The sequence below is a fragment of the Nocardia beijingensis NBRC 16342 genome, assembly GCF_001612785.1.
GTDB lineage: Bacteria > Actinomycetota > Actinomycetes > Mycobacteriales > Mycobacteriaceae > Nocardia > Nocardia beijingensis.
In genome coordinates this window covers 63,854-80,543 of sequence record NZ_BDBC01000029.1, presented here as the reverse complement: position 1 = coordinate 80,543, position 16,690 = coordinate 63,854, and the positions used below count along the sequence as shown (strand labels likewise).

The 16,690-nt window shown below is 63.8% G+C and carries 6 protein-coding genes; 5 read left to right on the top strand and 1 reads right to left on the bottom strand.

Annotated features, from left to right (window positions below):
• Window positions 1-14: 14 nt before the first annotated feature.
• From NB3_RS17895 to NB3_RS17875, 5 genes are all read left to right on the top strand, one after another.
• Window positions 15-3,494: an AAA domain-containing protein gene (locus NB3_RS17895; RefSeq protein ID WP_157111845.1), complete on the top strand. Its 3,480-nt coding sequence runs from the start codon at window positions 15-17 to the stop codon at window positions 3,492-3,494.
• A gap of 349 nt (window positions 3,495-3,843) precedes the next feature.
• Window positions 3,844-9,849 (top strand): anti-phage protein ProA, encoded by a 6,006-nt coding sequence (gene proA / locus NB3_RS17890; RefSeq protein ID WP_067804336.1) that lies wholly within the window; start codon window positions 3,844-3,846, stop codon window positions 9,847-9,849.
• A 178-nt stretch (window positions 9,850-10,027) separates the two neighbouring features.
• Complete coding sequence (locus tag NB3_RS17885) at window positions 10,028-11,599, top strand: hypothetical protein (RefSeq protein ID WP_157111844.1); 1,572 nt, start codon at window positions 10,028-10,030, stop codon at window positions 11,597-11,599.
• An 8-nt stretch (window positions 11,600-11,607) separates the two neighbouring features.
• Entirely contained in the window at window positions 11,608-13,050 is a 1,443-nt protein-coding gene (locus NB3_RS17880) for a hypothetical protein (protein ID WP_157111843.1), read from the top strand.
• The gene (locus tag NB3_RS17875; RefSeq protein WP_067804327.1) at window positions 13,047-14,804 is read left to right on the top strand and encodes an Hsp70 family protein; all 1,758 of its coding nucleotides are present in this window, start codon (window positions 13,047-13,049) and stop codon (window positions 14,802-14,804) included. Before NB3_RS17880 ends, NB3_RS17875 begins: the two co-directional genes overlap by 4 nt.
• A 439-nt stretch (window positions 14,805-15,243) precedes the next feature.
• On the opposite strand, the gene NB3_RS17870 is transcribed toward NB3_RS17875, so the two are convergent.
• A complete protein-coding gene (locus NB3_RS17870) occupies window positions 15,244-16,662 on the bottom strand; it encodes a serine/threonine-protein kinase (RefSeq protein WP_067804324.1) in 1,419 nt (472 codons plus the stop codon).
• Window positions 16,663-16,690: the final 28 nt, after the last annotated feature.

Here is a 16,690-nt window from a genome sequence, read left to right as displayed (position 1 = left end):
ATGTACTACGAGAAGTGAGCGGTCTGTCCACGTTGGGCCAGCGGCCCGAAGTGCCGTTCCGGATCGCGCTGGCCCACCGAGGCAAGCACACCGCCGCCTTCGTCACATGGCGATCGACGGACATCTCGGACCCAGTCGACCTATCATTCTCTGCGGTAACTCAGGAGGGGGTGTTCGTGGGCTGGCGCGAAGAGGTAGCTACCGCACTGGACGCCTGGCTGGCCGTCGAAGGCGCCGGCCCTGACAAGCCGTACTGGCGACGAGTTGGCGCAGCGGTGCGGACGGCCACCCCGGGGACCTTCGCCGTCGATATACGCGGCCTGAACATCAACGCCGACCACGTGCAGGCGGACAGCTTGCGGTTGGCAGGCCCGGACGGGTCCGACGTCGATTCCGGTCATCCGATCATGGATGTCGCTCAGGACGGTTCGACATTGCGCGTACGTGTCGCGGAGTTCGCCGATCCGCTCGATCCCACGCTGTGGCTGTTCCAACAGCCGCCGACATTCCTGATCGAGTCACTGCGCAAAGGCATCGCCGGCCTCACCGTGGACGGATTGGCGGGTCTTCTGGCTCGTGGCGAGCTCGCAGGTGTGCCCGCTCCGATCGGCCCGGCCACCGATATATTCGCACCTGCCCAGGAACTGGCATACCGGGCGTGTCTCGGCACGGGGCTGTGGCTGGTCTGGGGGCCGCCGGGGACCGGTAAAACTACGGTGCTGAAACGAGCGATCAGCGACCTGATCGCCGATGGCAAACGTGTCCTGCTGGTATCGGCGACGAATATCGCTGTCGACAACGCCCTTTTGGGGGTGGTGAGCCAGCATCGCCACGCGCCGGGTCAATTGGTGCGCGTCGGCCCGCCACATCTGCGCGAGATCGCCGAGGACCGTGATGTCTGTCTGCCGCTGCTCATACGGGACAGGCTCGCCGCGGTAGACCAGCAACGCGAATCGTTGGCCGCCGAAATCACCGCAATCACAGAGCGCAAGAAGCGGCTGGACGCGCTTGACGCACAACTCACCGGCTTCGATGCCGCCCGCTACGCCGATGCCCACGCACGGATCACGAATCCCGAACTCACCGTCGAACACCTGACCGCACAGCTGACCCACATCGCCGAACAGCAACGCGCGGTAGCCGATGCCGCTGCAGCCGCCGACCGCCGGGCCGAAAAGGCAAAACACCGACAGGCGGCGGTCGCACAAGATCGCCGAGCATGGGCGCAGGTCGACGAATTGAGCCAGGAGTCGGCCCGGGTCGAACAGGCGGCCACCAAGGCGGAGTCCGATGCCCTGCTCGCCGAGGAGCCGGTGCGGGAAGCGAGTCGGGAGCTGGCACGCCTTCAGGCGCAATCGAAACTGGCTAGATTCCGGTCCCGTGCCGCTATCGCCGCGGCTGAATCGACTTTGCAAGAGGCGAGGAGGCACTACGAGGGGAAGGCCGAAAGCGCGCGCCACGCCCGTGATCTGGCAGACCGTCGTCTTGCTGATATCGACGCAGAGATCGAGCAGTTGACCAGACGGATCTCAACGGACCGCGACACTCTTGATCGAATAGACGCCGACCTCCGCCAGACCTCCGCGGCAGCACGTCGACTACGGACGCAGGAGCATGCACTTTCTGCACGGCTATTGCTGCTGGACAACCAATTGCGCGAGTCCGTCATGGCCGCTGACATCGTCGCCGAAGCTGCACGGCACAGATACCCCGATTTCCACCACGACGCCGAACTCCTGCGACCACGGGTCGCGATCGACACGACTTGTCACTCCGAGTTGCTCCGACAGTATCGCGCAGCACAGGAGCAGTACGACCAGCTCGCCAAAGACGCACAGGGCGAGATCATCCGCTCGGCCCGGTTGGTCGCGACCACCCTTGCCAGGTTCCGTACCAATACCGCGGCATTCGAGGGCCCCTACGATGTAGTGCTCGTCGACGAGGTCGGCGCCGCCACGTTGCCCGAGGTGCTGCTCGCGGTCGCGGTCGCCAGGACGACCGCGGTTCTACTCGGCGATTTCATGCAACTCGGCCCAGTCCTGCCGGAAAAACTGCGCGACATCCGCCGACCTGATGTCCGGCGTTGGCTGCTGACCGAGGTCTTCGAACACTGCCGCATCGACAGCCCCGATGCCGCACAGAACCAGCCGTTCTGCATCACCCTGCACACGCAGCATCGTTTCGGCGTCGACGTGATGCGACTGGCGAACTCGCTCGCCTACGGCGGTGTGCTGACTGCAGGTGACGTGGTCGAAGCCCGCGCACGAGCGGCGGACGCGGGCGACGCGGAAATCGTCATCGTCGACACCGACGGCCTCGGCGACCTCGCGCAGATCTACCGGCTCGGTAAGGCAAAAGGATGGTGGCCGGCCGGTATGCTGTTGTCTCGCGCGCTGGCTGATCTCCACCGGAGTGCGGGCGACACCGTCGGAGTGGTCACCCCGTACACCGCGCAAGCCGACGCGACCCTCGAGGCGATGCGTGAGCTCGAGCACGATAACGGGATGATCGCCGACGTCGGCACGGCGCACCGATTCCAAGGTCGCGAGTTTTCCGTCGTCATCTTCGATCTGGTAGAAACCGGCGACGGCGATGGCATGTGGATGGCCAACGCATCCATTCGATCCGATGCGGAGACATGGCAACGCAGCGGGCTGCGCCTGTTCAACGTAGCTGTCACCCGCGTACAACACCGCCTGTACCTTGTAGGAAGCCGCCGTCGGATTGCCAAGGCCGCGCCGGACACCGCTTTCGGAGCGCTGCGGGAACTGATCGATGCTCGCCGGGTCCGCACCATCCCCGCGACACAGCTCATCACACCGCCCGGCACATCGATACCCCAACTCGGACCGGTCGGCGCACAGTTGGCCGAAGTGCTGGGCCGTCACGTCGAGGTGTCCGATATCGACGACGAGCATTCGTTCTACGCGACGCTCGCCGGACGTCTGGACCAGGCACGGCACTCTATTTGGATCTGGTCCCCCTGGGTAGCCAACCGCGTCCGCTCGCTATTGCCCGTTCTCGAGGCGGCCAACCGGCGCGGCGTGCGGATCACCATTTTTGTTCGCGATCCCGGGAGCGCCAAACAGCAGAAGTTTCTCGACTTCGTAGAAGAGTTGAAGACCGTCGCGCCCACCGTGGTCGCGGTCAATTACATGCACCAGAAGATCGTCGTGATCGATGAACGAATCGTTCTGCTGGGCAGTCTGAACACGCTGTCCCACAGCCACAGTCGCGAAGTCATGCTGGCCATCCATGGCAGCCATTTCGCACGCAGAGTACTCATCCACGAACATGCCGAAGACTTCGCCAAGCCCCCACGCTGCCCGCACTGCAAGTCCGACGGTGTAGATCTCAGATGGTACAAGAAGGGAGGTTGGCATTGGCACTGCTACAACGAGAAATGCCCTGGTCGTAGAGGGAATCGCGGCTGGAACGCCAAGGTCCAGCTGACACGGATGGCGGGAAGCCGCACCAGACGCAACCGTACCTAGTCACCAAGCGACCGCCAAGGCAGGACCCGCCACGCAACCCGGTCGCCCGGGGACCGAAAAGACGCGGCTGGCTGGCCAGCTTCCGTCCCGCCCACGCGGCATCACAGGCCCGATCGGAGACCTACCTGTTGGAAAGTTGGTGCAGGTCAGTACGCGGAAAGCACCCCTCCAACACAGACGCCGATTCCGCGATCAACCAGACAACCTCAGCCCATCTACTGATTCAGGCTGAAACGATGTGCGCCACATGTCACGATTGATCATCGAGCGCCGATGAGGGGTCAGTGCTTCACCGGGGGGATCCACCCGCCTGGGGGCCGTAGCGAGTTCGAAGTAAGCGGAGGAAGATGTGACGCATACGCGGCTGTGGGAGGACAGCACGGCGGCGGACTCGGGATTCAGGGTGCAGGTATTGACCCAACCCGCGATCAATCTTGCGCTCGTCCACAACAACGTCCCGCTGATTGCCGGAGTTCGCGTCACGAACACCACGGGGTCGGCGGCAGTCGACGTCACGGTGACGGTTCGGTTGCATGGCAACGGCTCCGAACTCACGCCTGCTTGGGCCCGCACGCACGATGGGGAGCTTTCCGACGGAGAAGACGTATTTTGGGACGATTTTGCCGGTTTCGCTCCGCAGATGCCGTACCTCCGCGGTCTGGACGAAAGCCACCCCGCGACCGTCAGCGTTACCGTCAGCCGGCTGTGGAGCCAGGATCTTCATCTCACAGTTCCGGTGAAGGTCCTTGCCCACAACGAGTGGTTCAACGCACCCATCTTCTACGATTCCCTGGCGGCCTTCGTCCAGCCGAATACCCGAGCAGTGCAGTCGGTGCTCGACTGCGCCGCCGAACTGCTGCGATCGAGTACCGGTGATTCCTCGATCAGTGGCTACCAAGGCGGCGAGGAGCGCGCCGGGTGGATCGCCGCGGCCATCTACGAAACGCTTCGCGCCCAACGCATCCGCTACATCACTCCCCCCGCCTCCTTCGAGGCGACCGGACAGAAGATCCGTTCCACCGCACAGGTGCTGGAACAGCGCTTCGGCACCTGTATCGATCTGTCGGTGACCTATGCGGCGTGCCTGGAAGCCGCAGGGCTGCGCCCGTTGGTGTGGCTGCTGGACGATCACGCGTTCGCAGGCTTCCTCAGTAAAGAAACGTCCCTGTCCCACCCTTCGCTGACCGAGCAGAACGCCCTGGTCAACCTCGTCGAGTCCGGTGTAGCCGTACCCGTCGAGGCGGTGTATTACGACGAGTCGGCGAACGGATCCTTCAAAAATGCGGTTGCTCAGGCCCACCGGCATTTCAGCACGCCAGAAAAACTGGCGGGCGTTGTGGATATCGCCGCCGCCAGGAAAAGTGGCGTGCTTCCGCTGCCGAGCACGGACGACATTGTGCCCGACCGCTCACCCCAGGCCACAACGACCGTAGGCGCCGTTGTCCTCGAGCTGCCTGAGGAACTGCGAACCGCCCCGGACAACGACGACGTCCTCGACGTCACCGACAACGCTCCGGCCCGGGTCCGCAAATGGAAGCGGGCTCTGCTCGATCTGAGCACGCGCAATCGGCTGCTGAACCTCAAGTCATCGGTGCAAGTTATCGATCTGCATGTCCCACGAAATGGACTTCCGGTTCTGGACGACATCATTCACGCGGGAACCGCCATCACGCTGGTTCCACATGACGACCTATCGTCCATACATCAGCTGCAAGGCGCACGCCGTGCCGCCGACATCGACCCGGAGATTCTGCACACCTATCTTTCGGCCGATCATCAGATCTTTGCTGCCGTCACCCAAGAGACCTACGTTCGTCGCTTCAAGAACCTGTCCCGCACCGCACGCACCTTGCTCGAAGAGACGGGAAGCGCGAATCTTTATCTGACGCTCGGCGCACTGATCCATCACACTTCCACCGGCGCAGAAGCCAGGGCCCCGCTTTTCCTGCTGCCAGTGAAGATCATCGGTGGAACAGGACGCAAGCCGTATCAGATCATCGTGGACACGACCGAGGTCGCCACCCCGAACCACTGCCTAGTGGAGTGGCTGCGGCTCAAGCACCACGTATCGATCGACGCGCTGGAGTCGCCGAAGCTTGACCACAGCGGCCTCGACGTCACCGCTGCGCTTCGCGGCATCCGGACCGCGCTGGTGGAACACAACCTCGATCTGCGCATTGATGAGGTGGCGACACTCGCGATCTGCCAGTTCGGCACCTTCGGAATGTGGAAGGATCTCAGCGATTGCTGGCACACATTGGAACAGAGCCCTGTCGTCCGGCACTTGACCCATCGCGCCGGAGAATCGTTCCGCGATCCGCACGCCGAAGGTGACATCGGTCTCGACCACATCGAGGTCGACGAAAGCGCTGTTCCTGTGCCCATACCGGCCGACGGTTCGCAGCTGCGGGCAATCGCGCTCGCTGCGGCGGGCCGGACGTTCGTCCTCGAAGGCCCTCCCGGGACCGGCAAGTCTCAAACGATCACCAACCTCATCGCGCACGCTCTCGACCTCGGGAAGACCGTGCTCTTCGTCGCGGAGAAGCAGGCCGCCCTCGACGTGGTGAAGAGGCGGCTCGAGAAGGTGGGACTGCAGAACTTCAGCCTCGATCTGCACGGCAAAAGCCAGAGTCCTAACGCCATCCGGGATCAGCTCAGAGAGGCGATCGATAATTCGCTCCACTACAACGAACGCACGTGGGAGATGCGCCTCGGGGATTACGGCACGCATCTCCTGCCTTTGTCCGACTACCCGGATAAGGTTCACGATCGCAACGGCATCGACCAGTCGCTGTGGAGCGCGTTCGAGGAGCTCCTTGAAGCCGGTGAGGGGCTCGCGGCGGACATTCCCATTTCGTATGTGACACGCCCACCGGTGAGCTGGGGAGACGTAAGACAGTCTCTTCAACTATTCTCGAGGGCGGCTCGCAATGTGGATGTCCGCTGCGACGCTGCGTGGTCGCTTGCTGGATCCATCCCGCCGGAGGTCGGTATGGAGCAGATCCCCGCAGCCCTGCGACGCGCTGCCGACGCGTTGGATACAGCCCGAACCAGTGACCGGGTTCGCAGACTCCTGGAAGGCATGGAAGACCCGGCACGCATCGATCTTCTGGTTCCCGCCGCAGAGCGCCAGGTCGGACATCCCGTTCCGGACGCCGCAGCTCTTGCCTGGATGCGCGGTCCCCAGTTCGCCGCGTCGCGCAGCGAATTATTCGACCAGATAGCGCAACTGCAGCAGAGCTGTGCCGCGATCCTGGCGACATTCACGCCGATGTTCCTCGAATCCGGTGATGTCGATCGGTTCATCGCCGAGGCCGAAGCCAGTGGCAAAGGTATGTTCGGCAAGAAGAAGAGGGGCGAACAGTTCCAACAGAACCTGGCTCCCTTCGCCCACCCCGGTGTGGACCTGGCTCCCACCACGGTCCTGCCCCTCCTGCGCGCGATCCCGGACGTGAGGAAGGGGCTGTCACGGACACAGGATCACGCCAAGGATCTCCTCGGCCCTTGGGCCCCGCCGCGATGGACTCCTCTCTCTGCGAACAGTGCCGACGACCTGCGCCCTGTCTTCGACTACGTCGCCGACACCGTGACATTCGTCGGCCGCCAGCCGGACGATTGGACTTTGCTGGAATCGGTGGGCTTCCTGTCAGAGGGCGAAATACGAGTGCTCCAGGAAGTGCGCGATACCTGGGCGCAGGTTCGGTCGTGCCTCGGCACGACGGACGAGGATCTGCTGCGGTGGAAGAACGGTGAGCACTGGCTGGCTGCCTGGGAACGCACCCATGCCGCTCTCATCGAGGACGCGGAAGACTTCGGAGCCCAGCGAATCCTCGGGTGGTCTCATATGTCGAAGTATCTCGCTCCACTTCGCCGCGCCGGTCTGAGTGCGTTCGTCGAACAACTTCTTACCGGCGCGATCCCCCCCGCGGAGGCGATCGGAGCCTTCATCCGGGGGACTGCGCAGCGATCGCTCGAGGAACGGCGTCGCTCCAAAGGTCTCGACAATTTCCAGTTGAGTATGCGCGATGGGGAGATCGATGACTTCGTGCGGGCCGCCGAGGCGCTGCGCGAGGAGCAGGTGAAAGCGCTACCGGCCGCCCTGCTGCGCAGGCGACCTTTCAAGGCGAGTGCGCTCACCGGCGAGGTCGGGGAGCTCCGGCGCTCGCTCGACAGGAGACGCGGTGGCGCCAGCTTCCGGCAGTTGATGCTCCGATACGCCGACCACATCCTCGCCGCTACGCCGTGCGTCTTCGTCAGCCCCGCTTCGCTTGCGCAATTCATTCCACCGGGCTCGGCGACGTTCGACATCGTCGTCTTCGACGAAGCGTCGCAGGTAACGGTGGCGCAGGCGATCGGCGCACTGGGCCGCGGACGCTCGGCAGTCATCGTGGGAGATTCCCAGCAGATGCCGCCGACCTCCTTCGGTCAGGTCACCGCCGCCGCCGACGAAGCCGACGAGGACAGTGAGCTCGCTCCCGAAGATCTCGACAGCATCCTCACCGAGTGTGTCGAATCCGGTATTCCGCGTCTGTGGTTGTCGTGGCATTACCGCAGTCAAGACGAAGCCCTCATCCACTTCTCCAACCAGAAGTACTACGAGAGACGTCTCGCGAGTTTGCCCTCTCCGGGTGGAGACGTCACCGCCGGTGTCGAGTGGCGGCGCGTCAACGGCCATTTCAACCGCGAGAGAGGTAAGGAGCTGCGCACGAATCGCGTCGAGGCCGAAGCTGTCGTCGAGGAGATCCGTACGCGGCTGGCTACGCCGCACCTGGCCGGGCAGAGCATCGGCGTCGTGACCTTCAATGCCCAGCAGCGCGATCTGGTCCAGGACCTGCTGGAGGAATGCGGCGATCCCCTCGTCCACGAGCAACTGCGACCCGACGCCGAGGAAGGCATCTTCGTCAAGAACCTCGAGAACGTTCAGGGCGACGAGCGTGACGTCATCCTGTTCACCGCGGCGTTTTCGGCGAAGCCCGGTGAGTCCCAGCTCCCCCTCAATTTCGGTCCGCTCAGCCGGACGGGCGGAGAGAAGCGGTTCAATGTGGCGATCACGAGGGCCCGCCGCAAAGTCGTCGTCTTCACGTCGTTCGCCCCGTCCGACATCGACCTGTCGCGGACCAAGTCGGTCGGTATGGCGCATCTGCGCGGCTACCTCGAGATGGCGGAGCACAAGTCTGGAAAGGCAGTACGGGCAAGAGAAGGTGCTGTCGTCGATCCGGTCCAGAAGGATCTCTGTGCGGAGTTGCGGAAACGCGGCTACGAGGTGGAGGCGAACTACGGTCTGTCGGATTTCCTCCTGGATGTCGTCGTCCGCGAATCAGACTGTGATCATTGGCAAGTCGCGCTCGTCCTCGACGGCCCGAGGTGGGCGCAGCGGCCGACGGTCGCCGACCGGGATCTGACACCGCGGTTGCTGGAAACGATGATGCATTGGGGTTCGTCTTTGCGGGTGTGGCTGCCCGAGTGGATCAACGATCCCAATGCCGTCCTCGACCGGATCGAGGCTGCCATAGAGAACTCGCGTCAACGTCGCCGGGCATTCGAGGAGCAGCTCGCGGCCGCGGCCGCGGCGCGGGCGGCGCAGATCGCAGAGGCCGAAGCTCGGGCGGTGGCCGAGTCGTCCGTCGATGAACTCGTCGCCGAGATCGACGTTGATCCACCGTTACCCACACTCACCGAACCTGTCGAGCTCCCGATGGAGCCCGCCGAATCCTCGCGACTGGCGAATGCGGCGCCGGCACTGACCTTCGATGTCGACACCAGCCCAGTCGAGCCGTCCGTCTCTCGTGACTGGCACGGTAAAGGCATCGCCTACCAGTGCGCCCCGACGACGACGCTGGGCACTCGGGATGATCTCGACCGGACGAACTCACCGTCGATCCGGCGCATCATCACCGAGGCTGTGCGAGCGACTGTCGAAGTCGAAGGCCCGATCGAACTGGATAGGCTGGCACGCGGGCTCGGCAAACGTTTCGGTTATGACCGGGTCTCGGCAACACGCAAGTACTTCATCACCAACTGCGTACCCGCGGAGCTCGTGCACAAAAGCCCACTCGGAACGTTCGTCTGGCCTCGCCAGATCGATCGCATGGCGTGGAGGGGTTATCGCACCACCCCGGCCGATGGCGGGCGGCCATTGAGCGACATTGCTCCCGAGGAGATCATCAACGCGATGAGTGCCGTGTGCGCCGGACGAGAGTTCGATGAGGAATCGCTGATGCGTGAGACTATGACGGTCTTCAATCAAAGTCGCCTAAGGGCCCCCAGCCGCACCCGGCTTGCAGCATGCATAGATCTGGGTGTGCAGAACGGTCGCCTGATTCGAATCAATTCCCTGTTGCGCGCCGGGGCTTGACGCCGATACGACATCGAGAACTCTCGGGCCGCGACGAACGGAGTTGACGACCTTGGCTCACTGGTCATCGGGCTATGCCGACTTCCATGAGGAGATCTGGGCGCTGCTACCGGAACCCTCTGGGCCGCTGCGACTGCCTTGCCGTGAGTGCGACGCCACCTTCCCGAAGCTGGACGCGTTGCGTGAGCACATCTTCAGCAGCCATCCCGTCGCCCGACCGGTTCTCGTCTACCGCGGTGTGGTGTGCGGTGATGCGCGGCTACTGGTGCAGCAGCACACGAAGCCGAGCGACTGGGAGGTCTCCCACTGCACGTGGGCGCGCGTCGATGACATCGAGGTTGATCCGGCCGAACTCGGTGCCCGGCTGACTGCGGCGCGCGGCATCGTCAACGTGCGGGCCGGCAATAAGCGATCCGAGCGCACGTACGAATTCGACTTCTCGATCGCCTCCGACCGGGATCTACACGGCGTCGACACCGCCGCCGAGCAACTGCTCGCCAGCGACGTCCTCACCGCGAATGCGATCAGCGCGTTCTACGACCGGGCACTGGCCTTCGAAACAGCGCGCAACTACGCCGGTGGCATCGCCGAATACCTGTATTGGCTGGCGGGCCGACGAACAGGTGTGGACCCGGCCACGGCTGTCCGCAATCGCGAGAAACTCAATCGTGCCGCGCACCTGCTGGGCGATGTGCATCGTCCGCTCGCCCATGCCATCACCAGTGTGATCTGCTTTCACTTCAACCATTTCGATGATGCCGAGCATCGTGCGTTGAGCCCTCGGCTGCGTGCCGTTTCCGGCCGTCTGGCACGAATGTGGGCGACGAAGACAGAGACCGTCGACAGAAGCCGAATCAGCGGTGGGCTCGCACACCTGGAACAACTGCTGATGGACGACTACACCGCTTCGCTCGTGGACCTGTGCAGCCAGCCCCTCGCTGGCGCCGCGAGCGACACGGTCGCGAGCTTCGACTACCGCAGCGCGGAACCCTATGACCGAGCCAAGGCGGCGCTTTTCATCGCGGAGCATCACATCGCCACGGGCGACCCCCGCGCTGTGGCCGCCGTGCGGGAGGCCAGTCAGAATGGTTTGCCCGAGCAGTGGGCGGACTCCCGGCTGGACCTCACTACCAACGAAGGATCGACGTGGCAGACGGCAGCAGAGACGGCCACCGCAAGGATCGGCAAGACCGGTGGGGCGCAACCGGCAGCGAAACCCGCGACAAGAAGCCGAAACCTCCGAAGCGAGCGAACAAGTCCTCGCACCGAGACCGGAGACTTGGCGGGCGTGCCGCTGAAGGAGAACCCGGCCGCCGCCGCGACACCGAGCGATCCCGCGAGGATCGCGACCACACCGGCGAACCTGTACCCCGAGCGGGCGGGCACAACCGACGGGCCACGGACTACCGGCCTCGCCTCGGGAACGACGGCGCATCCGACGAGCGAGGCCCCCGCGACTTCGAATGGGGCCCGCACACCACGAAAGCACCGGCTCGCCGCCACCCCGGCTCACTCGACCGCAGCCGCACAGGCACGCGCGCGGAAGGAAGCGGCTCCGGCCACCGGAACATCGAACGCCTCGATCCCGGCTCCGCAGGTGTCCGACACTCCACCGTGGGAGACACGCGGCGCGACGCCGAACCACAACGACGGCCCAGCAAACGAGGTACCCGGAAAGAACGACGCGTCAAGCGAGAACGACGAACCGCAGAAGCCGTGGCGGCGGCTGTTTCACCGACGACGGAGGTAGCACGCACCATGCCCGACGCTTCGACGAGCGAGACCACGCCTGATGTCGAGACGGGGAGGATGAGCCAGAACGCGCCCCACCCGACCGACGCCGTCGAGGACACGGACACCACCCGGGACAATCTTTCCTCCGTGCACGCCGCGAAGACCCCGGATGTAATCACCAGCGCGGGCAGCGCGGAGCAGCCCACAGCGGCGAACCGTTCTGAAGCAGCCCCGACAGCAGGAAACCCGAAGCCCTCGAGCTCCGCTGACACGAGCGGGCCTACCGAGCGCGCGGCCACCGAGAAACCACCCGTACTCCCCGTTGCGACAAATCAGGGTGCGAACGCCGCTACCGAGGATGATCCGGCACCGTCGCCCATCTCTGCCGCCCAGCCACATCCCGTTGCGCCGCTGTCAATCGACAACGTCCAGACGTTCGCCGATTTCCTCCGCTACCTACGCGGTCTCGACAAGGACCTCAAGCCAATCGAACTGGCGCAGAATTCCTCTCCGAGAAAAGCCTTGGCGCAAACGGTCGAGTTCGAAGACTTCGATGATCTGATCGCCGACATCGCCGCGCGCGACTCCAAGCTCGCCACCGCCTTGGCATTGATGCTGACCGCCGACAAGTCCGATCTGCGCGGCACCGCGCGACAGAATGTCACCGCGCTGGCCGCGCGGATCATGCAGCGGCATCCGGCCTTCGCCGAAGACTCCGCTTTCGGGGTGCGACTGGCCCGGCTCGTCGCCGGTGATCCCGAGCAGAAGACGTTGCGGCTGTCGGTCGTGCGGATGCAGAACCTGCTCAGCCAAGACTTCGACGGCAAAGCCTCGATGAAAGGTTCTTCGCTGCAGTCCTTGTCCGACAATGCGGCACATACCCTCGTGCTCATCGCGGCGTCGGCTCGAAATTGGGACCTCACCGATTGTGCGGGCGCGTTCGCGGACACCACCTGGGGTGCCGACGAGTCGTTCGCCGATTCCACGACCGGCCGCGAGATGATGGCCACCCTGCCGAAAACTGCACGCAAAGCGGCTGCCCTCATCGTCCAGACCACACGTCGCAGGTTGCAGGCCGTCGAAGCCGACCGGGACCAGAAGACCCATCGCCTGGACATGGCGCAGGCAGAGATCCGGCGATCCGCGGCGGACCTGGCCGCCGCCCGTGCGCGAACTGCCGAATTGGAGGCCGAACTGGCGAAGGTCCAAGCCGCGCTCCAAGAGGAAGTCACCGCTCGACGTAGCGAACGTATGGTCGCCACATCACACTTCGAGACGATGCGAATCGATACCGCGCGGGTCATCTCCCAGCAAATCGAATCGCTCGAAGACGCTGTCGATGCTCTCCAACACGGGCACCCGCAGATAACCGACGAGTTCGTCCGAAACTCCGTCGAGAATCTTCGGCGAAGTTTGGCATCGCTTCAACCACGTTCCGCGAAGGATACGTCAGGGGGACAACAATGACTGTCGTAGGTTTCGACTTCGGCACCACCAACAGCCTCGTCTCGGTCGTCGATAACGAACTGGTCTTCGATCTCCTCGACGAAGAAGGCCGACCGGTGCCCTCCGTCGTCAAATACGAGGGTGTCCGAAAGGTGGTCGGGCAGGCCGCGAAGGATGAACTCGACGCTGGTGGTCTCGGTGTACACGGCAGTTTCGTCAAGTCACCCAAGACCTACCTAGGTGAGGAGACGATCAACGTCGACGGGGTGGAACGCAGTCCCGTCGACGTCACCTACGATGTCATCGAGCATGTGCGACAACGCGCGCTGGCCTCACCCAGGAACAACCGTCTTCTGTCCGAGATCACCGCTGCGGTCGCCACCATTCCCGTCGATATGAACGGGCGGCGACGCCAAGCACTGCGCGAAGCCTACGCCCGTGCGGGTATTCGCGTGGTCCAGTTCGTTCATGAGCCGTTCGCCGCGCTCTACGGCCACTTCCGGCCACGAATCGGCACCGATTTCGTACAGCGTTTCGACCGCAAGAACGTCCTGGTCGTGGACTGGGGCGGCGGCACGCTGGACCTCACGCTGTGCCGGTTGATAGACGGTCGCGTGGTCCAGTTGCAGAACGCGGGCACCGGTGAGCTCGGCGGCGACGTATTCGATGATGCTCTGCGGAACTGGATTCTCAGCCAGGTAACCGACGGATCCTTCGATGTCGACCCCGACCGTCGCCGCCAGGTCCGTCACAGATGTGAGCAGCTGAAAATCTCCCTGTCGAGGAAAGAGTCGGCGACACTGTACCTTCGCAACTTCGATACCCACACCGGCGCTCCGCTGATGCATCAGATGACCCGGGACGAACTCGAGACGATCGCAAAGCCGATGATCGACCGAGCGATGGACCACATCGTGGCACTGCTGGACGCCGCTCACGTGAGCGATTCGCAGGTTGCGATGTGCTTGGTGACCGGTGGCATGTCACGCATGCCGGCGATTTCCTCCCGGCTGCGGGAGTTCTTCGGCGCACACCGTGTCGAGGTGTCGCAGAACAGCGCAACGCTGATCGCTCAGGGCGCCGCGTGGATCGCCCATGACCGGCAGCAGTTGGAGTTGGCCAAGGACATCGAGGTCCGCCTGGCGCGAGGCTCGTACTATCAGCTCCTCAAGGCCGGCACCCATGTTCCGTTCGAGGGCGAGGAACTCTCGGACGAGTCGCTGGAGATGTACTGCGCCGATCCTCGCGACGGCCACGCGAAGTTTCAGTTCTGTACCCCGACCCGGCCGGGCTCCGACACCCAGCGGTCCGATCCCCGTGACGACCTGGAAACACTCAGCCTCGCGGTCGACACTGCGGCGCGGCCATTCATCGAGCGCCTGACACTGAAAACAACCCTCGACCCGGACGGCATCGTCCATGTCACGGCGAGATCAGACCTGCGCGGTGATCAGGAGCGAAAGTCGCTGCATGATCTCCAATTCAGCGTCTCGCTCGGTTCAGGAAAGACGAACACGGGCGTCGCCGACGATCCCGGCCCGCAGCTCGAACACCAAGCACCCGAAGTCGGCAGCGTCGTCGTACGTTCGAACATCGCCGACAAGAAGAACGACTACTACGTGCCAGGCGAACTGCTCTACACCTACAATTCCACCTATTTCAGCCGGGCACTGAACCCACCCCAGATTCAGGTCGACGAACGCCTGTATTACCAGCCGTGCGCGGTCTGCCGACGTCGGGCAAATGACCCCGAATGCCGGTGCGGATCGCGCTGATCCACCGGCGCAAACGATTCTGTCGCTTCAGCCTCTGCCGCACGTAGCGGGTGCACTATGTACGGCAGAGCCCGCGCCGTCCTGCACGATGTAGGGCCGGCGGCGATGCTCGACGGTTCACACGGAGTTGCCCTATTCGCCTACCGTGCGGAATTCTCGTTTTCACGAAGGACGGTTGGGTGCAACGAGCCGCGTACATCCGCGGATATCCTCCTCCCGACAGCGTCTACAGTCCTGCCGTACGTCTCGACGCAAACGTGGCCCCTCTGGAGGTGCGACTCGTCGACCCCACTCCGCCTGCGAGACAGCGGCACCGCGCTAACTCGGTGTCGCGCCGTGCACAGGAATTGATCGGGGGCAGTCGGGTTCGATCAGGCGCAAACGAGGTCAAGCGGTCGCTGTACAGCGCTGAGCTACGCGCCCGGATGCGATTGGAGGATCATCCGGCTCCAGTACTTCTGATCAACTGCGCCAGCTCGATCACGCGGCGATCCTGCTCTCCGTACCGAACCGCCATCTGGCTGTGCAGGCGCCGGAGCCTGGCTACGGCAGCCTGGAGATCACCGTTCTGCATGTCACAACTCGCCAGCTTCCTTTGGCAGTACATGACCTGATCGTCATACGGCCCGCGCTCCGTCATGATGTCGTCGATAAGGCTGCGGTATGTCTCGGCAGCATTGGAGTATTCGCCGGCTTCGAAGCGGAGGTCAGCGAGCTGCATCCGTGCTTCCACCACATCCGCATCCCGCGCCCCGAACAGTGGAACGGCGCAGTCCACCATGGTTTCCAGCGCGTGAAGTGCCGGATCGTACTGCGAGTCGTCGGCGAGCTCACGTGCGCGTTCGACTGCCCGTTGCAGATCGCCGCGGCTGAAATCGGTAGTCGTCGCGACTTCGACCGGCGGGCCGACCGGCGGCGTGAATGCGTGGTCCGCCGCATCACCTGGTGACGCACCCGTCGCACCAACGGCTCTGGCGTACATGAAAGCCGGGCCGTGGAGGTCATCGATCTCCGGAAGTGACCCCAACTCGCTCGCATGCTGTAGGAGTACGGCGTACACCGTCGAGGCATCCTCCGGCCGCTGGTCGGACGCCTTGGCGAGCATGCTCATGATGAGATCGGCCATATCGTCGGGAATCTCGGGACGGATCTCGCGAATGTCAGGCGAGGGCAGATGCACTTGGTTCTGCCACACCGCGTACGGCGTACTACCGGTCATCACGCGATCACCGGTGAGCAGCTCGTGCAGTACCAGCCCAAGCGCATAAAGATCGGTCTGCGGCACGACCGGTCGGCCCTCGACCTGTTCGGGCGCCATGAAAGCAGGCGTACCGAGAGTGTGTCCGGTGCTGGTGTACCGGGTCATGTCGGTATCGAGAATGACAGCGAGACCGAAGTCCAAGACCTTTACGGTCCCGTCGGCGCACAGCATCAGGTTCGACGGCTTCAGATCGCGGTGGTAGATGCGGTTTCGGTGAGTCGCCGCGAGCACGGCCGCCGCCTGCGCCCCGAGCGTCGCTACGACTCCGATCGCCAGCGGCCCGCGTCGGTCCAGGAGTTCGCCGAAGGTGACTCCTTCGATGAACTCCATCACCAGGTAGGGCCGCTGGGGATCACCCGGGACCGTGCCCGCATCGTGGATCACCGGCATCCCTGGATGACGCAGCCGCGCCATGAGTTCGGCCTCCCGGAAGAAGCGCTTGGTCCAATCCGGATCGCTATCGAGGCCGGGTTGCGTGAACTTCACCGCGATGCGCCGTTTCAGGTGGCGATCGAATCCCTCATAGACCTGCCCCATCCCACCGGAGCCGATCTCCTCGATGAGTTCGTACCTATCTCCGACAACCTGCGGTTGCACCGCGGCTACCTCCGTGAGTCCTGATGTG

Bases quoted from the DNA above. Each gene is read 5' to 3' on its own strand.
- NB3_RS17880 (WP_157111843.1), top strand. From the start codon at position 11,608: ATGCCCGACGCTTCGACGAGCGAGACCACGCCTGATGTCGAGACGGGG.
- NB3_RS17875 (WP_067804327.1), top strand. From the start codon at position 13,047: ATGACTGTCGTAGGTTTCGACTTCGGCACCACCAACAGCCTCGTCTCG.